The organism is Desulfovibrio sp. TomC (assembly GCF_000801335.2).
GTDB lineage: Bacteria > Desulfobacterota > Desulfovibrionia > Desulfovibrionales > Desulfovibrionaceae > Solidesulfovibrio.
This window is the reverse complement of record NZ_JSEH01000010.1, coordinates 75,747-99,034: the sequence shown is the minus strand read 5'-3', so window position 1 is coordinate 99,034 and position 23,288 is coordinate 75,747. Positions and strand designations below refer to the sequence as shown.

At 65.3% G+C, this 23,288-nt stretch carries 20 protein-coding genes; 15 read left to right on the top strand and 5 right to left on the bottom strand.

Annotated features, from left to right (window positions below; genetic code table 11):
- Positions 1-80 precede the first annotated feature (80 nt).
- From NY78_RS11385 to NY78_RS11360, 6 genes are all read left to right on the top strand, one after another.
- Positions 81-1,781, top strand: coding sequence for a glycosyltransferase family 2 protein (locus tag NY78_RS11385; RefSeq protein WP_082139979.1), 1,701 nt, complete (start codon positions 81-83; stop codon positions 1,779-1,781).
- Positions 1,771-3,201, top strand: a complete 1,431-nt coding sequence (locus NY78_RS25760) for a glycosyltransferase family 9 protein (RefSeq protein ID WP_043635993.1) — start codon at positions 1,771-1,773, stop codon at positions 3,199-3,201. Before NY78_RS11385 ends, NY78_RS25760 begins: the two co-directional genes overlap by 11 nt.
- 113 nt (positions 3,202-3,314) lie before the next feature.
- The gene (locus NY78_RS11375) at positions 3,315-5,252 is read left to right on the top strand and encodes a flagellar hook-length control protein FliK (protein ID WP_043635804.1); all 1,938 of its coding nucleotides are present in this window, start codon (positions 3,315-3,317) and stop codon (positions 5,250-5,252) included.
- 14 nt (positions 5,253-5,266) lie between these two features.
- Entirely contained in the window at positions 5,267-5,968 is a 702-nt protein-coding gene (locus NY78_RS11370; RefSeq protein ID WP_043635802.1) for a flagellar hook assembly protein FlgD, read from the top strand.
- A gap of 34 nt (positions 5,969-6,002) precedes the next feature.
- Entirely contained in the window at positions 6,003-7,658 is a 1,656-nt protein-coding gene (locus tag NY78_RS11365; RefSeq protein ID WP_043635799.1) for a flagellar hook protein FlgE, read from the top strand.
- Between the two features lie 300 nt (positions 7,659-7,958).
- On the top strand, positions 7,959-8,855 hold the full coding sequence (locus tag NY78_RS11360; protein ID WP_043635797.1) for a flagellin N-terminal helical domain-containing protein: 897 nt from the start codon (positions 7,959-7,961) through the stop codon (positions 8,853-8,855).
- Between the two features lie 139 nt (positions 8,856-8,994).
- Here NY78_RS11360 and rnc read toward each other — a convergent pair whose 3' ends face one another.
- Positions 8,995-9,753: a ribonuclease III gene (gene rnc, locus NY78_RS11355; RefSeq protein WP_043635794.1), complete on the bottom strand. Its 759-nt coding sequence runs from the start codon at positions 9,751-9,753 to the stop codon at positions 8,995-8,997.
- Between the two features lie 254 nt (positions 9,754-10,007).
- Between rnc and NY78_RS11350 the strand changes: the two genes are divergently transcribed.
- The 3 genes from NY78_RS11350 (at position 10,008) to NY78_RS11340 (ending at position 14,956) form a co-directional block, all read left to right on the top strand.
- Positions 10,008-11,069 (top strand): phosphotransacetylase family protein, encoded by a 1,062-nt coding sequence (locus NY78_RS11350; RefSeq protein ID WP_043635793.1) that lies wholly within the window; start codon positions 10,008-10,010, stop codon positions 11,067-11,069.
- A gap of 304 nt (positions 11,070-11,373) precedes the next feature.
- On the top strand, positions 11,374-13,836 hold the full coding sequence (locus NY78_RS11345) for a CBS domain-containing protein (RefSeq protein WP_043635790.1): 2,463 nt from the start codon (positions 11,374-11,376) through the stop codon (positions 13,834-13,836).
- 70 nt (positions 13,837-13,906) lie between these two features.
- On the top strand, positions 13,907-14,956 hold the full coding sequence (locus NY78_RS11340; RefSeq protein WP_043635788.1) for a DUF1786 domain-containing protein: 1,050 nt from the start codon (positions 13,907-13,909) through the stop codon (positions 14,954-14,956).
- Here the strand turns inward: NY78_RS11340 and NY78_RS11335 are convergent.
- Positions 14,916-15,866, bottom strand: a complete 951-nt coding sequence (locus NY78_RS11335) for a LysR substrate-binding domain-containing protein (protein ID WP_082139986.1) — start codon at positions 15,864-15,866, stop codon at positions 14,916-14,918. The two genes, NY78_RS11340 and NY78_RS11335, sit on opposite strands and share 41 nt — an antisense overlap.
- A gap of 98 nt (positions 15,867-15,964) precedes the next feature.
- On the opposite strand from NY78_RS11335, the gene NY78_RS11330 reads away from it, so the two are divergent.
- The gene (locus tag NY78_RS11330) at positions 15,965-16,837 is read left to right on the top strand and encodes a carboxymuconolactone decarboxylase family protein (protein WP_082139978.1); all 873 of its coding nucleotides are present in this window, start codon (positions 15,965-15,967) and stop codon (positions 16,835-16,837) included.
- A 349-nt stretch (positions 16,838-17,186) separates the two neighbouring features.
- Here NY78_RS11330 and NY78_RS11325 read toward each other — a convergent pair whose 3' ends face one another.
- Positions 17,187-18,038, bottom strand: a complete 852-nt coding sequence (locus tag NY78_RS11325) for a YitT family protein (RefSeq protein WP_043635785.1) — start codon at positions 18,036-18,038, stop codon at positions 17,187-17,189.
- Between the two features lie 144 nt (positions 18,039-18,182).
- On the opposite strand from NY78_RS11325, the gene NY78_RS11320 reads away from it, so the two are divergent.
- Positions 18,183-18,893 (top strand): hypothetical protein, encoded by a 711-nt coding sequence (locus tag NY78_RS11320; RefSeq protein ID WP_043635782.1) that lies wholly within the window; start codon positions 18,183-18,185, stop codon positions 18,891-18,893.
- Here NY78_RS11320 and NY78_RS11315 read toward each other — a convergent pair.
- Complete coding sequence (locus NY78_RS11315) at positions 18,883-19,284, bottom strand: hypothetical protein (protein WP_043635779.1); 402 nt, start codon at positions 19,282-19,284, stop codon at positions 18,883-18,885. The genes NY78_RS11320 and NY78_RS11315 overlap by 11 nt on opposite strands.
- Before the next feature lie 21 nt (positions 19,285-19,305).
- Positions 19,306-19,854 carry a hypothetical protein gene (locus NY78_RS11310; protein WP_043635776.1) on the bottom strand — a complete coding sequence of 183 codons (549 nt, stop codon included), beginning with the start codon at positions 19,852-19,854 and terminating at the stop codon, positions 19,306-19,308.
- Between the two features lie 104 nt (positions 19,855-19,958).
- Between NY78_RS11310 and NY78_RS11305 the strand changes: the two genes are divergently transcribed.
- Genes NY78_RS11305 through tolA form a run of 4 tightly spaced genes read left to right on the top strand, consistent with a single transcriptional unit; the run spans position 19,959 to position 23,234 of the window.
- Positions 19,959-20,720, top strand: coding sequence for an SIR2 family NAD-dependent protein deacylase (locus NY78_RS11305; protein ID WP_043635773.1), 762 nt, complete (start codon positions 19,959-19,961; stop codon positions 20,718-20,720).
- A 32-nt stretch (positions 20,721-20,752) separates the two neighbouring features.
- Positions 20,753-21,505 (top strand): MotA/TolQ/ExbB proton channel family protein, encoded by a 753-nt coding sequence (locus NY78_RS11300; RefSeq protein WP_043635771.1) that lies wholly within the window; start codon positions 20,753-20,755, stop codon positions 21,503-21,505.
- Positions 21,506-21,508: 3 nt separating this feature from the next.
- Positions 21,509-21,964, top strand: coding sequence for an ExbD/TolR family protein (locus tag NY78_RS11295; protein WP_043635768.1), 456 nt, complete (start codon positions 21,509-21,511; stop codon positions 21,962-21,964).
- 46 nt (positions 21,965-22,010) lie between these two features.
- Positions 22,011-23,234 carry a cell envelope integrity protein TolA gene (gene tolA, locus NY78_RS11290; RefSeq protein WP_043635766.1) on the top strand — a complete coding sequence of 408 codons (1,224 nt, stop codon included), beginning with the start codon at positions 22,011-22,013 and terminating at the stop codon, positions 23,232-23,234.
- Positions 23,235-23,288: the final 54 nt, after the last annotated feature.

Here is a 23,288-nt window from a genome sequence, read left to right as displayed (position 1 = left end):
CGAGAGCAAGAACCAGGATCGAGTGTTGCCCGGTGCATGCACAACAACGAATATCGCGGACGCGACACGAGGGACGGGCTATGGCGGGACAGTATGCGACCATGCCCCGGGAGCTGGCCCGCCTGTTGGCCATCGGCGGCACAGGGGCCGGTCTGATCCCGGCCCGGGACGCCGCCGTGGCGGCCGGGGAGGGGGCTTCGGCCCTGGCCGACGCCCTGGCCCTGGCCGTGTGGGAGGACGCGCCCTTTGACGCGGCTGCCGCCCGGCTGGTTGCCGCCCGCCTGGGAACGGCGTCCCCGGCCGGACAGGTCGCGGCAGCGGTGGCGGCGGCCGCCGCCCCGGCCTGTCCGGAGCCGTATTTCGAGCGGCTGGCCGCCCGGCGCGAGAGTGCCCGGATGGCGGCCTATCTGCTGGCCCGACACCACAAGGCCCCGGGCGAGGTCGGCGTCCTGGCCCGGCTGGCGACGGTGACCCCCATGCTGCCGGCCGGGTCCGACACCCGGGAGATCGAGGCCGCCTTTGCCGGCCTGGGCGGGGCGTTGTCCGGCCCAGGCCGCCTGATCGCCGGCGAGCTGGCCCTGCTGGCCGGCCGGGCCGGGGAAGCCGAGGCCCATCTGCGGCTGGCGGCAACCGACCGGCCCAATGGCGCAGCCGCCTTCCGGCTGGCCGAGGCCAAGCTGGCCCAGGGCGCACGCGAGGCGGCGCTTGGCCACTACGCCGCAGCCCTGTCCCTTCGCCCCTTCGACCGCCTGCTGACGGCCCGGTTCGCCGACGTGGCCGCCGGCCTGGACCGGCAGACCGTTCCGCTGCCCGGGTCCGTGGCCGTCCTGGTCTATTGTTATAACAGCCCGGCGCTTCTGGCCCGGACCCTGGACGCCCTGGCCGGGACCGATTGGACCTATGCCCCGGGGGCGCATTTGGTGGTGCTGGACAACGGCAGTCCGGGATCGGCCGTGGCCGAGGTGTTGGCCGGGGCGGCCGCCCGGTTCGGGGAGCGCCTTGCGACGGTGCGCCTGCCGGTCAATATCGGCGCGCCGGCTGCCCGCAACTGGCTGGCGGCCCTGCCCGAAGTGCGAGCCAGTGCGTTTGCGGCCTACCTCGACGACGACGCCCTGGTGCCGCCGGACTGGCTTGGCCGCTTTGGCGCAGCCGTGGCCGCCTGTCCCGGGGCCGGGGTCTGGGGTTGTCGGGTGCGCGGCCTTGAGGCCCCGGCCTATGTCCAGTCCGGCGACGCCCATCTGCTGCCCACGCCCCGCGAGCCGGGCACGCTCGGCCGGGGATTTGAACTGGCCCGGCCGTGGCTCTCCTCCCCGGACTGGGGCCAGTTTGGCCTTTCGCGGCCCTGCGCGACCGTGACCGGCTGCTGCCACCTTTTTGCCGGACCGGTCCTGGCCGGCCTTGGCGGCTTTGACCTCCGTTTTTCTCCCACCCAGTACGATGATCTCGACCATGACCTGCGGCTGCTGGCGACCGGCAAAACCCCGTATTATTGGGGCCATCTGACCGTCCTGCACGCCAAGGCCACCGGAGCCTCGGGCAACGTCGGCGGGGCAGGCTATGGCCAGGGCTTTGCCAATCAGCTCAAACTGCACGGCAAATATGACGATGCCGCCCTGGCCGCCGCTGCCGCTACGGCCTTTGCCGCCCTGGCCGCCGACCAGGCCGCCAAGGAGCAGACCCTCTCCGGCCGGGGGGCCGCTCAGCCGATCGCAGTACCAGCCAGGCCGGATGGGCCGGGCTACGCGGACGGATCTCCCGGGGAAAATGGCCATGGCCGTTAGCGCCGACACCCGGCCCATTGCCGTCATCCAGACCCAGCGCATGGGGGATCTGATTCTCACCTATCCGCTGCTGCTCTGGCTGGCCCGCAGCCATCCCGGACAGGCGGTGACGGTGGTGGCCGAGGCCTCTTTTGCCGGCTCCTTGTCCGCCATCAGTCCCACGGCCGAGTACGTGCCCCTGGAGCGCGCCCGGGAGCGGCTCTGCGGCCGGGAGCACAGTCTGGTCGTCAACCTGGGCATTCGGCCCGAAGCGGCCCGGCTGGCCGGCGAGATTCCGGCCGAAACCCGGCTTGGGCCGGTGGCCGACCCGGCCGGGGTCGTTCGGGTGCGCGGCGACTGGCAGCTCTACCGGGCCTCGGTCGTCCACCTCAATCGCCACAGCCGCTTTCACTGGGCAGAATTTAACGCCCTGGATCTGGTTCCAGCCGGGTTGATCGCCCAGACCACCTGGCCGGCTCCGCGCCAAGGCGGTCCGGGGCGGCGCACGGTGGGGCTGTTTCTGGGGGCCAGCCAGCCGGAAAAGCGGCCCGGCCCGGCCTTTTTTGCAGTCCTGGCCCGGGAGCTGGCGCGCCGGGGGCTGGTGCCGGTGCTCCTTGGCGGCCCGGAGGAGGTCGACCTTGGGACCGAGGCGGCCCGGCTGGCCGGGGTCCCTGTCTCCAACCTGTGCGGCCGGCTGGGACTCAAGGAACTGGCCATGATGGGCCAGCGGATGGACCTGCTCGTCACCCCGGACACCGGTCCCATGCATCTGGCCGCCTGGACCGGCTGGCGGGTGCTCAATGTGTCTGTCGGGCCGGTCAGTCCCCACGAGACCGGCCCCTACCAGCCCGGCCATTTCATCCTGCGCCCGCAGTTGTCCTGCCGGAACTGCTGGAGCTGTTTCCGGGAATCGGTGGTCTGCCGGGACCGGCTTGACCCGGCCCGGGTGGCCTATGTGGCGGCCCGGCTGGCCCGGGGTGAGGATGCGCGCCTGGCCGGGGCGAATATCCCGGGCTTTGAGCTGTTGCGCACGGCCATGGACGCCTATGGCCTGCGCCGCCTGGAACCGTTGTCGCCCACTGTCGGCGCCGGGCCAGACGCCAGGGAGTTGGTCGGTGAATTCTGGCGGGCGGCCTTTGGCCATTTTTTCGGACTGTGGGAGGCGGACCTGCCGCGTGGCGCGGCCGCGGCTTTGGCCGGCGGCCATCCTGCGCTGCATCGCGCCCTGTCCCGGGGGCTGGCCCGTCTGGGCGGCGCGCTTGGCCGCGAGGTGCGCCGGGGGAGCATCCCCGACGCCTCCTTCGCCGCGGCCTTCGCCCCGGGGATCAGGCCCCTGGCCGGTTATCTCGAACGGCTGCTGCAAAACAGCGACAGCGACCGGACCTCCCGTCTGGCCTGCCTGACCCTGCTTGAGCGCACCGCCGGCCTGTTTGCCGGCTGACCAACCGGAAAAAAACTCCCCATGCTTCTGCCGTGCTTTGACAATATGTTGTCATAGCACGGTTTTTTTATTTGGAACGGGTCTTGAAGTTATGTGCCGGCAGGAGGCCCGGTATGCAAATTCTTCCCCTGATCCAAAGCCGCACCGCAAGCAGCACAGCTGATGCCGCCCTGATGGGCAGCGCCGGACTTGGCAGCCGCCAATCGGCTCTTTTCGCCAGTATCCTTGACAGCGCCCGGACCGGCTCCTCCTCCAGCACGGCGCTCTCGACCACAACGAATCAGTCCCAGACCCAGGATGCTGCGGATCTGACCGAGGCCGCCGCCGCTCCCAGTGATGAAGACCTCAAGAAGCTCCCCATGACCCGGGAAGATATTGCCGCCCTGCGGCCCGAGCTCAAGGACCAGGGGTTCACCGACGAAGAGCTCGACGCCCTGGAAGAGCGGGCCGGCGACGGCAAGAGCCTGACCTGGGGCGAGCTTATGACCGAAGTCGAAAAGAAGGTCGCAACCACCGAGAAGTCGGGAAAAAAGACCATTTCCAACGACGACCAGGTCCAGCTGCTCGGCCTTTTTGGCAAGCTCGGCTTCACCCAGGACGAATCCCAGAAGATGATCGACGCCCTGTCCCGGGGCGAAACCCAGTCGGTGTGGTCTTCTGTCAACGGCAAGCTTGACGCACTCTCGGGCAACGAATCGTTTAGTCTCAATGCCTCGGAACTGACCACCCTGGGCCGGGCCATGAATCTGTCCGACGACGCCCAAGCCCGGCTGGCCGCCCTGTTTACCCAGTCCGGGGCCGAGGCCGGGCTGTCCGGTCAGGGGCTGGTCACCGCCATGGGGCTGGTCAAAAACGAACTGGCGGCCCAGATCGGCAAGGAAAACCAAGCCCTGTCCGATTTCCGCGACGCAGCGTCTTCGGTCCTGGCCAATGCCTGGCAGCGGGAAGCGACAAGCCGCAATTCCGATCTGCACCAGGACGATGTGGCCCGCAAGGCCGGCCAGATTGTGGCCATGAGCAATGGGCAGGGCAATGGGGCTTCCGGACTCGACGCCCTGGCCGACGTTCCCCTGGCCGGGCAGGGCGTTGCTCAGGATACGGACCCGACCGCCGGCAGCGCCAAGACCTCCGCCAGTGCCGGCGCGGCAACAGGCGAGCAAACAGCCCAAGCGACCCATACAGCCGCTTCCCAACCGACCGTGACGGCCGAACTGGCCGGCAAGGCCGGAGCCGTGGCCGCCGAACAGGCGGGGCTCGCCGGTCAACCCGACGAGGCCGCCCTGGCTCAAAAGACGGTCCAGTCCGATACCGCTGCCGGGTCCACGCAAAAGACCACCGCCGTAACCCAGGCCGCCGCCGGCCAGACAACCGCGAATTTTTCTGGCGGCCAGCAGGGCGCGTCCGGCGAGAACGCCTTTGGCCAGCCCGGCCAGGACGGGTCCATGGCCGAGCTTATGAGCAAGATCCGTTTCGGCGGCAAGGCCGACGCCGCCAGCCTGACGACCCAGACCGCCGAGGCCACGCCGGTCCTGGCCGCCATGGACGCCCTGAAGACGTCAACGGCCAATCAGTCGGGCAAGACCCTTGATCCGGCCCTGGCCGCCCGGGTGGCCAAGCAGGTCGAAACCGGCATTTTAAAGGGCGTCGCCCAGGAAGCCAAGCAGCTCACCGTCAACCTGACCCCGGACGAACTGGGCCCCGTTTCGGTGACGCTTTCCGTCAAGGACAAGGAAGTCCGCGCCGTGATCACCGCCGACAACGCCGACGCAGCGGCCGCGTTGCAGGAGCAGGCCGGCAAGATCAAGCAGACCCTGGAAGACCAGGGCTTCAAGGTCGCCAAGCTCGATGTGCAGACCGGACTGGCTCAGGACAATCAGGCCGGTTGGGACAGCCCCGAACGCCACAATGAAGCCCGTGAGCAGCGCGAGGCCCAGGAGCGTATCCGCTCTTCGGTCCGTCTGGCCCGGGAAGCCGCCGCAAGTGACTTTGACAGTTCCGCCATACCGGGGGCCATGACAGCCCGAGCCTCCGGCCTCGACCTTTTTGCCTGATAACGGAGTAGGCCATGAGTTACGTCAGCAGCCTTCTTGCCTCCACCTCGAGCAGCACCGCCAGCTCGACGACGAAGGACTCCGGCACGTCTTCGTTGGGGATGGACGCCTTCCTGCAGCTGCTTGTGACCCAGCTGCAGTACCAGGATCCTCTCAGTCCCATGGACGACAAGGAATTCGTGGCCGAACTGGCGCAGTTCTCAAGCGTGGAGCAGCTCACCGAGATCAATACCGGCATCGAAAAACTGTCCACCATCGGCCAGGAACAGCAGCTTCTTGGGGCTGTCAATTTTATAGGCAAGACCATCGAAGCAACTGGCACAGCCATCGGACTCACGGACGGAGATGCCACCGCAGTGACCTTCACATTGCCAGAGGATGCCTCCACCTGTCTGGTCAACATCTTGGACAGCAGCGGCAACATCGTGCGCACCGTGGACACCGGGGCTGCCAAGGCCGGTCAGGTGGAATTTGACTGGGACGGCAAGGATTATGACGGCAATGTCATGGATGACGGGCAGTACCAGGTGGCCGTCACGGCCACCAACGCCGATGGCGACGTCATGAAGGTTTCCTCTACCATGACCGGCACCGTCACCGGCATCCAGCAGGTCAGCGGAACATACTATCTCGATATCGGCAACGGCCGCAATGTGGCCTTCTCCGACATCACCAACGTCGTCAATTCGTCGAGCGCAGGCGATAGCAAGTCCTAGGCCGGCGCGGAAAAGATAAGGAAAGGAGTTAGTTATGGCAGTCGGATTAGGAACATCCATGTGGTCCGGGGTTTCGGGCCTGCTGGCGAACTCGACGAAGATGAGCACCATCGGCAACAATTTGGCCAACGTCAACACCGTGGGCTTCAAGGGCGCGCGAACCGATTTCATGGACCTCATGAGCGCCGACGTCGGCACCGCCGCCGGCGTCAAGCAGATCGGTCGCGGCGTGCGCGTGGGCACGGTGGTGTCGGATTTCTCCCAGGGAGGTCTTGAGACCACCAGCGAGAACCTGGACATGGCGATCAGCGGCAACGGCTTTTTCATGGTCAAGCAGAAGAGCCAGGTCGGGTCCAACGGCAAGATGCTCAACACCGGCAACACCACCAACTACTATACCCGGGCCGGAAACTTCAGCTTCGATTCCGACGGCTACCTGACCAGCCCGCAGGGTCTGGCTGTCCAGGGGTGGAAGGTGGATCAGGACCGCATGGATTCAGCCGACGCCGCCGGCACGGTTTTAAGCCAGGTGCCGGTGACCGGCGAGATTCAGGATATTCGCCTCACCCAGTTCACCAGTCCGGCCAAGGCCACGTCCAGCATGACCATGGTCACCCAGCTCGATTCCGATACGACCAGCCAGAATACCCGTACCGTCGGCACCGATTACTATTCGGCCATGACCGCCCAGTGGAACGGCACCTCCAGCCCGGCCATGCCGTCCACGGCGTATGGCTACCAGACCACCATGAAGGTCTACGACGAAAACGGATCGCCCCATACCCTGACCACCTATTACGACAAGATCACCAGCTCCGACGGCAAGGATTACTGGGAATACTGCGTCACCTGCGATCCCAGCGAGGACGGCCGCATCGATTCCGCCGGCAACCCCATCGCCGGAACGGCCACTGCCGGCCTGCTTATGACCGGCACCATGACCTTCGACTCTTCGGGCAGCCTGGAAAATATGAGTTCCTATACCCTGCAGGCCAGCAACGCCGTCGGCGGCGCCTTCAACAACACCCAGTGGGCGGCGGCCAGCGTGAAAAACGGCTATCCGGTCTTTACCGCCAACTTCAAGTCCGTCTCCGGCGCGAGCTTCACCGATTCGCCCAATGCGCTCAACATTGCCCTCAATGTCGGCCTCAGCAACAAGAAGGGTTTTGTGGCCGGAGCCAACGGCACGCTGCTCTCCGCTGCCGACACTTCCGGCGATCCCCTGGACTTGGTCTCGTTTAACCCGGCCACAACCACGGTCAACAGCACCGTGACCACCAGTTACGCGACATCGTCCTCCACCGTGTTCAGTTCGCAAAACGGCTACACCTCGGGCCTTTTGACCAGCGTCTCGGTGGATGCCGACGGCATCCTGACCGGCACCTTCTCCAACGGCCAGACCCAGAAGCTGTGGGCCCTGGCCCTGGCCAACTTCACCAACACGCAAGGCCTAAGCCGCCAGGGCAGCAACCTCTACGCCGCCACCCTGGAATCCGGCCAAGGCACGACCAACCGGGCCAACACCGGTTCCGTGGGCTCTATCTCGGGCAACACCCTGGAAACCTCCAACGTGGACATGGCCACGGAAATGGTCAGCATGATCCTCACCCAGCGCGGGTTCGAGGCCAACAGCAAGACCATTACCACCGTCGACTCCATGCTTTCGGAAGTCATTCAGCTCAAGCGGTAAACCGGGCCGGCCTCCGGCTGGGTCGATCCAAACCGCCCCCTGGTCAAAATGGCCGGGGGGCGGTTTCGTTTGGCCCGGCTCGGCAAAGGTTGCCTGCCGGGCGGCGTCCGGCAAGGCGAACCAGGCTGTGGCCGGGGTGTTGTGCTGGTTTATTGGCGAAGCGGGCGGAACTTTTTTTCCCAGGGACCAATCATCGAATAGTAACCATATTGAATTAAAGAATAAAATGACTTTGGAACGCCTCCTGCTTTAACTAGGCAAAACCAACACGGATCGTCTGGTTGCAACAAGGAGGTTTCTATGTCTCTGGTTATCAATCACAACATGATGGCTGCCAACGCCTCGCGGAATCTGTCCAATTCGTATGGCGCTCTGGCGACTTCGACCCGCAGATTGTCTTCGGGCCTGCGCATCACCACTGCCGCCGACGATGCGGCCGGACTGGCCATCCGCGAGCTGATGCGGTCGGATATTTCCACGCTCAACCAGGGCGTGCGCAACGCCAACGACGCCATCTCGCTGATCCAGACCGCCGACGGCGCGTTGCAGGTTGTCGATGAAAAGCTCATTCGCATGAAGGAACTGGCCGAACAGGCTGCCACCGGCACCTATACCTCGGCCCAGCGCCTGATCATCGACTCCGAATACCAGGCCATGGCCTCGGAAATCACCCGAATCGCCAGCGCCACGGATTTTAACGGCATCTATCTGCTCAACGGCAACCTTTCCAGCACGACCCATAACGGCAGTGCGTTGACGCCCCAGGGCAAGCTCAAGGTCCACTTCGGCACCGGCAACTCCAGCTCCGAAGACTACTATTACGTGCAGATCGGGTGTTCCACGGCCTCGGCCTTCGGTCTTGGCATGGGCGCTGCCAGCACCAGCCCGGGCGGACGCAGCATTTCCACCCAGGATCTGGCCCAGAAGGCGCTTGAAGCCATCACCGCCGCCATCGTGTCCAAGGATAAGATCCGGGCCAACCTCGGCGCGTTGCAAAACCGCCTGGAAAACACCATCTCCAACCTGCAGATCCAGGCCGAAAACCTGCAGTCGGCCGAATCGCAGATTTCCGACGTGGACGTCGCCACGGAAATGACGGAATTCGTGCGCAACCAGATTCTCACCCAGTCGGCCGTGGCCATGCTGTCCCAGGCCAACTCGCTGCCCAAGATGGCCATGCAGCTCATTAGCGGCTAACCCTGAGAGAGAAGGCGAGCACCATGGAAAAGGACCAGGGAGGCGTGGATCGCGGGATTGCGATCCCTCCCTGGTCCGATGCCGCAAGCGCGCCCGGCCTGACGGAAATTTGACGCCCCATTCGGAGGGGGCTGCGGCCTCAACCGGCGGGGGAGTCGTCCGAAGGCTTCTGTCCCAGGGCCACCAGGGCCATATGGGCCGCCATCTGTTCGGCTTTTTTGACGCTTTTTTCCGTAGCCAGAATTTCCCGGCCGCACGGCAGGGTCAGACGCACTTCGAAACGCTTGTCGTGTTCCGGCCCGGCGCTGCCGAGCAGGGCATAGACCGGCCGGGTCTTGTGGGTCCTTTGCGTGTACTCCTGCAGGCGGCTTTTGAAATCCTTGGCCTTGGGCGCGGCCGGCCGGGCCGGCCACGACCCGGCGAACACCCGGGCCACAAAGGTCTGGGCCGCTTCGTAGCCGCCGTCCTGGAAAATCGCCCCCACCACAGCCTCGAACACGTCGCTTAGCAGCGAAGCCCGTCCCCGGCCTCCCTGGTTTTCCTCCCCCCGCCCAAGCAGCACGTGGTTCTCCAGGCCCAGGCGTCTGGCCATGACGGCCAGACTCGATTCATTGACGAGCTGGGAGCGCAGCAAGGTCAGCTCGCCTTCCGGAGCCTCGGGGAACCGGGCAAAAAGTTCCTCTGACACGCACAGCTCCAGGACCGCGTCGCCTAAAAATTCCAGCCGTTCGTTATGTCCGGCGCTCTCGCCGCGTTCATTGGCAAAAGAACTGTGGGTCAGCGCCACGGTCAGCAGCCGGGGATCGGCAAATTCGTGGCCAAGGGAGAGGGCGCTGGAGGTTTCGGGCGTTGCCGGGGTTTGATCCGGATCCTTTGCAGGAACTGACGATGCGGGCATGCTGGCTCCATGGGCTGTTGCGTCGTGACGGCGCAGAGGCGGGGAATTCGCGCGGGTGCTGTTGACGCGGCAGCATAGTCTTTTTGAGGGCCGATTCCAACCCGGGGAGGGGCGGGAATCGGTTTTTGCGCCAAGGCCGGCCAATTGTCTTGATTATCATGGCCGGGGAAGGCATTTTGGGGGCAGCTGCCGCCGTGCCCGGTCACGGCAGGCCGCATGAGCGCTTCCCGGCGGGAGCGCAGCAGGAGGCGGGCATGGCTGGATTGTATGTGGGAGCGACGGCCGGATATTCGGGCAAGAACATGGTGGTCATGGGCCTTGGCCTGCGCCTGCAAAAAGAGGGCTACAAGGTCGGCTATCTCAAACCCGTGGGGGCCGTGCCCAAGGAAATTGACGGCCGTCTGTGGGACGAGGACGCCTACCATGTCCAACGGATTTTGCGGACGCACGAAGAACCGGAAACGCTGACCCCGGTCATTGCCACCCATGATTTCCAGGTCCGGGCCTTTCGCAACCAGGTCGGCGACGTCATGGAGTCCATCCGGGACGCCTACGCCACGGTCAGCGCCGGCAAGGACGTGACCATCGTCGGCGGGTCCGGCGGGATGCACACCGGCCGCTACTGCCAGGCCGACGGCGTGCGCGTGGTGCATGAACTGGGCCTCAAGGCCGTGGTCATCGACCGCTATTCCAAGGAACTCAACTACGACTATCTGCTCGTGCTCAAGGAGCAGCTCGGCGACCACTTGGCCGGCGTCATCTTAAACGACGTGGCTCCCAATTTCATGGACGAGACGACCAAGCTCATCGTCCCCTTTCTGCGCGACCGGGGCATTCGCGTCCTTGGCGTCATCCCCAAGGACCCGCTCATGGGGGCCATCAAGGTGTCTGATCTGGCCGACCGGCTCGGCGGCAAGGTCATAAGCGCCCATCACAAGTCCGACCGCATCGTGGAGAGTTTCCTCATCGGCACCATGCAGGTGGAAAACTTCATGACGCATTTTCGACGCCAGAAGAATTCCGCCATCATCGTCGGCGGCGACCGCTCCGACGTCCACCTCGTGGCCCTTGAGGGCGACAGCCCCTGTCTGGTGCTGACCGGCAATCTGTACCCCAACGACATCATCCTCACCCGCTCCGAGGTGCTGGAGATTCCCATCATCGTGGTCCGGGAAGACACCTATACCGTGGCCAAAAAGATGGAAACGCTCCTTATGCGCCACAAGTTGCGCGATGAGATCAAGATCCGCCAGGGCGCCCAACTCATTAACGCCAATCTCGATTTCACGGTCCTGCGGGAACAGCTCGGGCTCTAGCGTCCAGTCCTTGGCCTTTTGGGGGCCACGTATTGCAACAACGAGGCTGCGGGCGTTCGCCAGAGTGACAGAGGCCAGCGTTTGGACGGGCCGCAGCCCAAGGCCGGGCCTGCCTCGGCTCCCCGGGGGCCGGGGCAAAATTGCCGGATGCGCCGGCCGCAAATTCGGGGCAAGCGTGTGGCCTTTGCCGGCAAGCGGTCGGGAATGGTCCCCCGGACAGGGCCTCGCCGCTTGCCAAAACCGCCAAATTCGGGCATCGGCCTGCCCACCCGTTCCCTGAAGGGATCCTGCCCGAGGAGGTTTCATGGGCGACAGGCTCCTGGCCGAAATCGTCACCCCGGACGTCATTTCCATTGCCCCGGATGCGCCGGCCCGCGAGGGCCTGGAGATCATGCGGCGACGCGGCATTTCCTGCCTGGTGGTTACCGATGACGGGATGCCGGTCGGCATCATCACCGAACGCAATGTCCTGTGGGCGGCGGCCCATCGCAACGAGGACTTCGCCGAGCGCCCGGTGCGCGAGCTGATGAGCGCGCCGGTGGTTACCGTGGCCGAGGACACGGTGCTGCTTGAAGCCTATCATCTGCTGTCCAGCAAACGCCTGCGCCATCTGGTCATGGTGGACGCGGCCGGCAAGGCCAGGGGCGTGCTCACCCAGTCCGATCTGGTCGAGCGGCTTGGCTATGATTCCCTGTCCGAGATAAAGCGCGTCAGCGAGATCATGACTCGCGAGGTGGTCACGGTCGGCGGCAACATCACCGTGCGCGAGGCCGTCGGCCGTATGGCCGACCGCTCCATTTCCTGTCTGATCGTGGCCCGCGACGGCCGCCCGGCCGGCATCATCACCGAGCGCGACGTGGTGCGGCTCTTGGCCGACAGTCCCCATATGGGGCGGCTTAAGCTTTACGACATCATGAGCTGTCCGGTGGTGTGCGTGGAGGCCGATCGGCCGGTGTTCGAGGCGGCGCTGGTCATGCGCAAACGCAAGATGCGCCGGCTGGTGGTGGTGGACGACGACCGTCGGGTCATGGGGCTTATCACCCAGTCTGACATCGTGCGGGGGCTTGAAAGCAAGTACGTGCGCACGCTCAAGTCGGCCCTTGAGGAGAAAGACGCAGCCTTGCAGGTGGTCGGCAAGTCACTGGTTGAAAAAACCATGTTTCTCGACAATTTGCTGCGCAGTGCCGAGATGGGCATTGCCGCCGTCGACGAGTCCTGGCGCATCACCTATGTCAATCCCTCGGCCGAGGCCATTTTTGCCGTGCGGGGCGACGATCTGGCCGGCCGCGACCTGCGCGAACTCCATGTCCAGATGGGTGTGGAGCTGGGACGTCTGGGCCGGGCCCTGGGGCTGATCTCGCCGACCACCAGCCATGATTTTTCCTTTGCCCTGGAGCGCGACGGCCAGACCCGGCGATTCGCCGCCCGGCTGTCTGGCATCTACGACAAAGAAGGCAGCCCTTCGGGCTTCGTGCTCATGGTCCGCGACGACACCGACCGCCGCCAGGCCGAGGAAGCCCTGGCAGGCCTCACCCGCAATCTGGAACATCTCGTGGTGGAGCGCACCCGGGATCTGGCCCACAAGGCCCGGGAACTGGAAGAGGCCAACGAGCGGCTGCGCGGCATGGACGAGATCAAAAGCGCGTTTCTGTCCTCCGTCTCCCACGAGCTGCGCACCCCGCTGACCTCGCTCCTTGGCTTTGCCAAGCTCATCTCCCGGGATTTCGTCCGTCATTTCTCGCCCCTGGCCGGCAATGACCTGTTTTTGTCCAAACGCGCCGGGCGCATCGAGGACAACCTGGGCGTGCTGACGCATGAAGGCGAGCGTCTGGCCCGGCTCTTGAACGATTTTCTCGACCTCTCGCGCATCGAATCGGGCCGGATGCAGTGGCGCGACCGGGAAGTGTGCCTCACCGATGTGGTCAAAAACGCCGTGGCCGCCGTGGCTGGCATCTTCACCTCCCGTCCCGAGGTCGATCTCGAGACGCGCCTGCCCGAGACGTCGCCCATTGTCCTGGCCGACCCGGACCGGCTGGAACAGGTGCTGCTCAACCTGCTTGGCAACGCAGCCAAATTTACGGCCGTTGGCGCGGTCACCGTGGTGGTCACCCAGCCCACGCCGGATACGGCCCGGGTGTCGGTGGTGGATACCGGGCCAGGCATCGTCCCGGCGGATCGTGAACTCATTTTCGACAAGTTCCGACAGGTGCGCCTGGACCCCGAAGGCTCGGCCCCGTCCAAGGGCACGGGCCTGGGTCTGGCGATTTGCCGCGAGATTGTGCACCACTACGGCGGACACATCTGGGTGGAGCCGGCCCCGGCCCGGGGCGCGGCGTTTATTTTCGAGCTGCCGACCACGGCCGGGCAGTCCGCCTGCCAGCCGCCGGTTCCGGCCCGGACCCGGGACCGCGACAAGCCGCTCGTCCTCGTGGTCGACGACGATCCGGCCGTATCCTCGTTCCTCATCCAGTTTCTGGAAGGCGAGGGCTACCGCGTGGCTGCCGCCCATGACGGGGAATCCGCCCTGTCGGCGGCGGAAAAGCTGCGCCCCCAGGTCATCACCATGGACATGGCCATGCCGGGCATGGACGGCCGGGCGGCGATCGAAGCCCTGCGCGGCGATCCACAACTGGCCCATATCCCCGTCCTGGTCATTACCGGCCAGGATGCCCCGGCCCCGGGCAGCGCCAACGCCGTTTTGCACAAGCCTCTCGACGCCAACCGGCTGCTGGCTGCGATCGAAGGGCTGCTTGATCCGGCGGTCTGAGGCCGCAACCCCTTGAGCCGGGTCGGTATGTGGCGTAGATACGGTGCTCCCAAGACAAGGAGGCCGCGTCATGCCGCAGCGCCGCGTGTTGTGTCTGGACATCGGTTCCGGCACCCAGGATGTGCTCTATCATTTTCCGGATCTCGAACCGGAGAACTGCCCCAAATTCGTGCTGCCCGCCCCGGCGCGGCAGGTGGGGGCGCGATTGGCCGCGCTGACTGCCGCCGGCCGCTCCGTCTACCTGTGCGGACGCAACATGGGCGGCGGGTTTTTCAAGGCCTACCGGGCGCATCTCAAGGCCGGCCTGCCCCTGGCCGCCCATCCCGACGCGGTCTGGGCCCTGACTGACGATCCCGAACGGCTGGTGGCCACAACAGGCGTGGTCATTACCCGCGAGCGCCCGGCCGGGCACGTGCCCGTGGCGCTGGCCGACTACGATCCCGGCTATTGGCGGGCCTTTCTCGGCGCGGCCGGCCTGCCCGAGCCGGATATGGTCATGGCCTGCGCCCAGGATCATGGCCTGCATCCCGGTAAAAGCAGCCGCGAGGGCCGCTTCAGGCTCTGGGAGCGGTTTTTGCGGGAGAGCGGCGGCCGCCCAGAAGCCCTGGTCTACGCCACGCCCCCGTCGGAACTGACCCGGCTGGCCGTGTTGCAGGACTCCATCGGCGGCGGGCCGGTGGCCGATTCCGCTGCCGCCGCCGTCCTCGGGATGCTGGCCGATCCGGCCATCGCCGCCCTGACCGACGTGTCCGGCGTCATGTGCGTCAATGCCGGCAACAGCCACACCGTGGCCGCCCTGGTCCATCGCCGCCGCATCCACGGCATCTACGAGCACCACACCGGCATGCTCGACCCCGACACCCTCTGGGCCGACCTGGAGCGGTTTCGCCGGGGCGACCTGACCAACGCCGAGGTTTTTGCCAGCGGCGGGCACGGCTGCCTGACCCTCGAGCTGCCGGCTGAGGCCGGGATTTTCCCGTATACCTCGGTGATTGGCCCCAAACGGGCCTCGTTTACCGGCTTTGACGTCGATTTCCCCAGCCCCGGCGGCGATATGATGCTCACCGCCTGCCTGGGGCTCATCCAGTGGCAGGCTGCCCGCAAGCGTCAGTCGCTTTGACCGCTCCGGCCCGGGCTGCGGGCCTGGAACCGGCCGCCTGCCGGGCCAGTTCCACCAGTCGCGTTGCGGCGGCGTGTTCCCGATCCAGGGGCAGGGCCGCCGCCAGGACGACCGGGGGCAGCCCGGCCTCCAGATCCCGGCAGACCACCCCGGCCCGCTGCCATACCCGAACCGAGGCCGGGACCAGGGCCAGTCCCACGCCGGCGGCCACGAGCCCAAGCATGGTGAATTTCGAGGCTGCCTCCTGCACCGCAACCGGCCGGGCTCCGGCCGCGGCAAAGGCAGCGCCAAGCGCCTGGGACAAGGCCGGCAGCCCGGCGCGCGGCGGCACGATCAAGGCCTGACCGTCCAGGGCGGCCAGAGACACCCGCCGGTATCCGGCCAGGGGGTGGCCGGCCGGCAGAGCCAGGATGTACGGCTCCCGGGACACCTCCGTAAGGGCCGCTCCGGCCGGCTCCTGCCCGGCAGAGCGGCAAAAGCCCACATCAATGCGCCCCCCGGCCAGGGCCTCGGCCTGCTCCCGGGTGGTCATCTCCCGAAGCGACAGTTCCACCTCCGGGGCCTGCCCCCGAAACTGCCCCAGGGCTGCGGCCAAAAAGGCGTCCATGGCCGGGTTGACGAATCCCACCGTCAATTTCCCGGCCAGCCCCAATCCCACCCGACGGGCCTCGTCGCCGGCCGCCCCGGCCAGCTCCAGCACGGCCCGCGCCCGACCCAGAAAAGTTTCGCCGGCCGGCGTCAGGGCCACCCGGCGGCTGGTGCGGGCCAAAAGCCGCGTCCCCAGCGTCTCCTCCAGGGCTTTGATGCGTTGACTCAGCGGCGGTTGGCACATGGCCAGACGGGCCGCCGCCCGCCCGAAATGCAGTTCCTCGGCCACAGCCACAAAACACTCGAAATCCCGCAGTTCCATGGATTGATATTTTTCAAATATCAATAAGTATGTAAATTGATATTTAACATATTGATTTTCCGGGTCTAGGGTGCAGCCGGAAACAGCAGGAGGCGTCCATGATCAAGACATTTTTTTGCCGTTGGCGCATACTCCTGGCCCTGGGATTGGCCCTCGGCCCCACCCTTGCGAATGGAGACAGCACGATGACCGCAAACGAACGCTACGAACGCGGCTATGCCGCCCTGGCCGCCCTGGCCCCGCAAAAAGCCCAGGCCGTACAGGATGCCCTGGCCGACATTGCCCCGGACCTGGGCCGCTTTGTCGTGGAATTTGGCTACGGCGATATTTTCACCCGTCCCGGGCTGACCCCGGCCGAGCGCCAGACCGCGACCATCGCCGCCCTGACCGCCCTGGGCAATGCCGCGCCCCAGCTGGCCTTTCACGTCGAGGCCGGTCTGGCCACCGGGCTTTCCCCCGAGGCCATCGTGGAGATCATCTACGTGACCACGGTCTTTGCCGGCTTCCCGGCCGGACTCAATGCCCTGGCCGTGTGTCGGGAAGTGTTTGCGGCCAAGGGCGTGACGGTCAGGCAGCGGCCGGCCCACCCGGACGGAGAAACCGACCGCCGGACACGGGGGCTGGCGACCCTGGCCGCCACCAGCCGGGACGCCGGCGAGAAGGTGGTGGCCTCCATGGCCGGCATTGCCCCGGATATGGCCGATTTCCTCCTGGATTTCTCCTACGGCGACGTGATTTCCCGCACCATCCTGAGCCCCGGCCAGAAGGAAATCGCCATGATTGCGGCGGCCACGGCCCGGGGCACGATGGCCCCGCAGCTCAAGGTCCACGTCAAGGCGGCCCGGGTGGTCGGGCTCACCCGGGAGCAGATCGTCGAAATAATGATCCAGATGGCGGCCTACGCCGGTTTTCCGGCAGCCCTAAACGGCATCTCGGCCACACGCGACGCCCTGGCCGAGATGGGGGAATAGAGGAAGAGAGGAATAGAGGAATAGAGGAAGAGAGGAGAGGAAGATGCCTCCGGCGGCCGGGGCTTTGCCCCGGACCCCACCGGGGGGATGATCCCCCCGGACCCCTGCGATGCGGGGAAGTTTTCAAGGGGTCGTGCCGGTGGCGGGCAAACTCCGGACGGTTGCGGACCGGGAAGCGGCGCTGCTTTGGCGGTCCAAGGGCTTCAAGCCCTTGGACCGCCAAATGGGGAGTGGCGGCAGAGCTGCACAGCCGGACCCAAATAACGTCCACCCCCTTAACCCTTGTGGGATTCCAAAGGGCTCAGCCCTTTGGCCGCCGGAGGCACTCTTTGGCTTTATCTTTACTTTTCTAATAGACTTTTCGTCTGGAAAAGCCTTCGCCGAGGACGTTGAACGTATTTTCAACGACGAAAAAGGCGTTTTCATCGTGGGAGAAGACCAGTTCTTCCAATCGTTTTATCTGCACTGTATTGGTAATGGTGAGAATAATGCGTTTTGATTTTCCGGTATAGGCCCCGGCTCCGTGCAGGAATGTCGCGCCGCGCTTTAAGGTGTGGATGATGTCCTTGGCAATGGCGTCTGATTGATCGGATATGATGAAGACCATTTTGCGTTGGTTGAAAAGAGACAGGAAATAATCCATGACTTTGGAGTTTGTGTAGGATAAAATAATGGAATAGAGCACCAATGTCGGGTCGTAAAAGGTCAGCCCGGCGGCGAATACGATCAGGTTGAAAAAGAAATTGAACTGGCCGATGCGCAGGTTGTATTTCTGGTTGAGCCAGATGGCCAGAATGTCGGTCCCCCCGGCCGAACCGAGCGTGCGCAGCATGATGCCTGATCCGGCCCCCATGACCGCGCCGCCGAAAACGGCGGCCAGGAGCGGATCGGCGATGAGCGCCCGCTCGGGCAGAAGCTGCATGAAAAGGCTCACAAGACCCATGCCGTAGACGGTGTAGAGGATGAAGCGCCGCGACAGGCTGACCCAACCCAGGGCCATGAGCGGCAGGTTGAGCAGGAAATAGTAGACGCCAGGCCCGAGGACCCCGGTCAGGTAGTACAAGAGCAGGGCCACGCCCGAGACGCCGCCGGACATGAGGCCCTTGGCCACGACGATATCCTTGATGCCAAGGCTGTAAATGGCGGCGCCAAAGGTCAGCAGGCCGAGGTTGAAAAACATGTTGGTGGTGATGCGGTGCATGGTTTCCCTGGTAGTGCCGGCGGACTCGGTTGGCAAGGGGCGTTTGGGGCTTGCCAGCCGGGCGGCGGCGGTGTAGCCCGCTTACAGTGAGAAGCCGGGCTGCCGTCATGGGCCGACAGGCGGAACCAGCGGGGAGGGTGGTCTGTGGATGATATCCTGGCACGTCTCGGCGCGATATTGCTGTCGTATTTGGGCAAGACTGCTGATGTGGCGACGGAACTGTTTGATGCCGCCGGACGCAAGGCCCTGGAGATCGGGGCTGCCGTGGCTGGCAAACTGGAAGCGCTGGGAGCGAAAATCGCTGCCGTGCCGCTGTGGTTGAGCCTGCCGCTGGCCGTTGCGGCCGTGGGCCTGGTGGCCTGCTATGTGCTGCGCCAACGGCTCTACGACCGGGTGCTTGTCTACCATCTTCTCTGGGTCCGGCGACGGGGGTTTTCCCGGCAGCGATTTTTCGTGCGCCGGGGAGCGGTGCGGGAAGCCGTCGAGGCCATGGCCAGACGGGTGGAGCTGCCCCCGCGTTTTGCCGCCGTCGCCGTGTATGAAGTCCATCCCGACCGCTATCTCGTGGCTTTTGGGATGGCCGGCGGGTCGGCTGAAGACGTGCGTCTGTATCGCCGCGACCTGCGTTCGGGCCTTGCCGCCATGGGCGCGGATATGATCGCCTATTTTCATAAAAACGTCCGGATGCTCCATGCCGACGCCGAGCTGCGGGCGCTTTTTGCCGTGCTCGACGGCCGGGATCCGGAGTTTGCCGCCCAGCGTCCGACCCTTGGCGGCGAGACAACAAAACGGGCGGTCCCCGGGATCTACCCGGAAACCGCCCGTGGACTGCATCTTAAGGACGTTAAGGCGTGAGGCGGTTGCGCTTGACCCAGCCTTCGATGGGGGAGCCGGGGACGCGCACGTAGACGTAGGGTCCTTGCCAGGAGCGGATATGCACCGGCGTGCCGCGCGAGAGCGTGGTGACCGGCGGACAGCCTTCGCCCGGGCAGGTGCGCAGGGTGACGTAGCGCCGCTCAACCTGTTTGATGTTGTTGTCGTAGACCGGCGGCGGCACCGGGGCATAGGCCGGCGGCGGCACCGGACGCGGCGGTGGATAGTAACCCGGCGGCGGTCCCGCCGGGCGGCAGCCGCCCGGGGTCCAGACCATGCCGGGCGGACAGGGCTGGGCCGTTCCCGGCTGGGGCAGGGCCAAGACGCCGATGCAGACGGCAAGGCCAAGGATGCAAGCGATGGTGCGATGCATGGCGTTCTCCTCGTGGCGCGCTTAGCGCATATTGGCCCGGGTCGTGCAGTTGACAAAGGCCGCGTTGCACTGGGTGTTGCAGATATTTCTGGTCTGCCCGTAGGTCCGTCGGTTGCAGTTCTGGGCGCAGGACGCCTGACGTTGGTTGCAGCGCATAACCGCGTTGTACTGGCGGTTGGGAGAGTGTCCCTGCGGCCCGTAGCCGGGCTGCGGCGGAACGCCCGGGCCGGGGTTGATGACCACCGGCGGCACGGGTTGGGCCGGGGTCATCACGACCGGCGGCGTCATGGGCTGCCTGGGCTGCTGCATCCCGGGCGAACCGCCTTGCGGCATCATACCCTGCGGCTGGCCGCCTTGCTGCATCATGCCCTGTGGCTGGCCGCCTTTGTGGCGGGTTGTTCCCTGTTGCGGTTGCCCCTGCTGCGGCTGGCCCTGCTGCGGTTGCCCCTGCATGGCGCCAGGCGGATATTGGCCCTGTTGCTGGGCCAGGAGCATGCCTTCGGCGGCAAGGGCCTGGGTCGGCAGGACCAGGGCGGCTATAAGGAGCAGGGAGCGTATACGCTGTTTCATGGAATTGTTCCTCCTTGGGGAACCGTGCAAGGCTGCACGTATGGATCACTATAAGCCTCCTGGGAAAAACCACAATCCGTTTTATCAGGGCAGGGAGAGCCGCGATGCGGGATGCGGGGGTGGAAAAAGCGTTGGACAGGGCGGCGGCCATGATTCGGGGGGCCGGCCGTGTCCTGGCCCTGACCGGGGCCGGGGTGTCGGTGGCCAGCGGTATCCCGGATTTTCGCAGCCCGGGTGGGTTGTGGGAGCGCCATGATCCCATGGCCGTGGCCACGGCCGAGGCCCTGGCCCGCCAGCCCGGCCGGGTCTGGGCCTTTTTGCACGAGGTGCTGGCCATGGTGGCTGCGGCCCGGCCGGGTCCGGCCCATTTTGCCCTGGCCCGGCTGGAAGCGGCGGGAAAATTGACGGGTGTCGTCACCCAGAATATTGACGGGCTGCATCAGGCCGCCGGATCGCACAATGTGGTGGAATTTCACGGCGGCTTGAACCGTTTTGCCTGCATGGGCTGTGGCCTTGCGCACGATCCGGCCCTGGCCAGGACGCTCTCGCCAGAGGCTTTGCCTTGGCGTTGCGAAGCCTGTGGCGGGGTGGTGCGTCCCGACAGCGTGTTTTTTGGGGAAGCCATTCCACTTGACGCTCTGCACAAAAGCAGTCAATTGGCCTTTGCCGCCGACGTTGTCGTGGTGGCCGGAACATCGGGGGAGGTCGCCCCGGCCAATCTCCTGCCCAGGGAGATCAAGGCCAGGGGCGGGGGTGTTGTGGAAATCAATCTTACGGAAAGCGCCTACCAAGGCTTGGCCGACGTGTGCATTACCGCGCCGGCGGAAATCGCTTTGCCGGCCCTGGCCGACCGCGTGCTTTCCTAACCAGCTACAGTTTATCCCACAGGTGGGTCGCAATGGACGCGCTTACGCCGCATGGCGGTTTGTGGGCCATGATGGCCAGCGCCACGCCGACGGTTATATTCGTCTTGTGCGTGCTGGTTTTCATGTCCCTTGGTTGTTGGAGCATCATTTTCATCAAGCTTTTTACCCTCACTGCCGCCAAGCGCGACACAGCCCGGGATTACGAGCGTTTTCAGGAGGCCGACACCCTGCGTTCGGCCATGCAGTCCCTGGGCCAGTCCCGCCATTCCCCGGCCTTTGCCGTCGGACGCATGGCCTTTGAGGAACTGGTGCGCATGGAGCAGGCCGACCTTGATCCGGCGGAAAAGGGCCACGTTGCCATGGACAACATCCGCCGGGTGTTGCGCCAGGGCGTGACCACGGAGCTTGGCAAGCTCTCCAAGTCCCTGCCGTTTCTGGCGACGACCGCCAACGCCACGCCCTTTATCGGCCTTTTCGGCACGGTCTGGGGCATCATGAACTCGTTTCACTCCATCGGCCAGCAGCAGTCTGCGGCCCTGGCCGCTGTCGCCCCGGGCATTTCCGAGGCCCTGGTGGCCACGGCCATCGGTCTGGCCGTGGCCATCCCGGCGGTTTTGGCCTACAACTATTTTCTGGGATTCATCCAGGCCATCGAAAACGAACTGGTCAATTTTGCCGGCGCGTTTTTAAACCGCATCCAGCGCGAGGTCACCTGGACCCCGCGCGAGGCCGGCCAAAGTCCTCAGCCTGCTTCGCGCCGGCCGGCCGCTCCCGAGAGGTTTTAGGCCATGGGTATGCAGACCGGCGGCAAGGGTCGGTATCTGGCCGACGTCAACGTCACGCCCTTTGTCGACGTCATGCTCGTGCTGCTGATTATTTTCATGGTCACCGCGCCCATGATGACCCAGGGCCTGGAGGTCGATCTGCCCCAGACCCGGGCCGTGAGTGTTCTGCCCAAGGAAAACGACAGCCTGGTGTTGACCATCAAGGCCGACAGTTCGATCTACCTCGACAAGTACCAGGTGGATTTCGCCGACCTGGAAGGGCAGGTCAAACGGCTGGTGACGGACCAGAAAAAGCAGTTGTTCCTGCGGGCCGACCAGTCTGTGGCTTACGGCACGGTGGTCAAGGTCATGGGGATCATCAAGGCAGCGGGCGTGGACAAGCTCGGCGTTGTGGCCGAAGACGAAAAAACGGCCAAGAACGCCGCAGCCGCCGCCGCAGCCGCCGCCAAAAAGAAATAGGCCCGGCCGGGACGCCGTCCCGGCCCGTGACCAATCGAGAAGCATCATGCGCGTCCTCGGCTGGATATTTTCCATTTTTCTCCATCTGACGGTGGTGTTGGCGAGTCTGCTGTTCGTCAATATCGAACCGGTCAAATTCCAGCTCAATGTGCCGGTCTACGAGGTCGATCTCGTGTCCCTGGCGCCTCCGGGCCTGCCGCCTGGCGAGGCCGGCCTGCCCCCTGGTCCCAAAGGCCCGGGCGACCGCCCGGAACCCGGCCCCCCGGAACCGGCCGGCGGTCCCGGCGAGGCGGCCAAGGCCCAGGAGGCGCTGCCCGAACCGGCCGAGGCTCCGGCCACGCCGGCCAAGCCCATACCGCCCGAGCCGGTGGCAGCCGTGCCCGAGCCGCCCCAGCCCAAGCGCACCGAACCCGAGCCGAAGAAACCTGAGCCCAAGCCCGAGCCGGAGCCCAAGGCCAAGCCTATTCCCACGGAACAGGCCAAGCCTGAGCCGAAGATCGAGCCGAAACCGGATTTCAAGAAGATCGAGGAAGCCACGCGCAAGGCCGAGGCGGCCAAGAAGCTTGAGGAAGCCAAGAAGATCGAAGAAGCCAAGAAGGTCGAGGAAGCCAAAAAGAAGGCTGACGAGGCCAAGAAAGAAGACGCCAAGAAGAAAGCGGACGAAGCCAAAAAGGTCGAAGAGGCCAAAAAGGCCGAAGACGCCAAAAAGGCTGCCGAGGCGAAAAAGGCCGAGGATGCCAAGAAGGCGGCGGACGCGGCCAAGGCGGCTGCCGCATCCAAGCAGCTTTCCGACAAGGAAATGCTGGCCCAGGCCCTCAAGGACGCCAAGTCCAAGGCCGGCCCCGGCAGCGGTTCCGGCTCCGGGCAGGGACCCGGCAAGGGCGAGGCCGGAGGCGATCCTGTGGCCAAGGCCCTGGCTGATGCCCGCAAGGCGGCCGGCGGCGGCGGGGGCGGCGGCACGCCCGGCGGCGCTGGCGGCGGGGGCGGCGGCGTGACCATGGGAGTCTACGGCCAGATCGTGAACCGCGAAGTGAAAAAGAACTGGCGCTTCCCCCAGAGCGGCGCCAAACAGCACCTGCTCGCCATGGTCGAGGTGAACATCGACAAGGACGGCCGTATTCTGAACTACCGGCTGGTCCAGCCGTCGGGACAAGCCAATTTTGACGCCTCGGCGCTCAAGTCCGTGGCGGAAACCGAGACCCTGCCCGCGCCCCCGGCCGGGCTCAATGTCCTGCAATTGCGGTTTAGCTCCCAGGAACTCGGACAGTGATGTTTTTTTTCGATTGCCAGCCGGACAATTGCGCCCGGCGCTGGATAGGGCTAT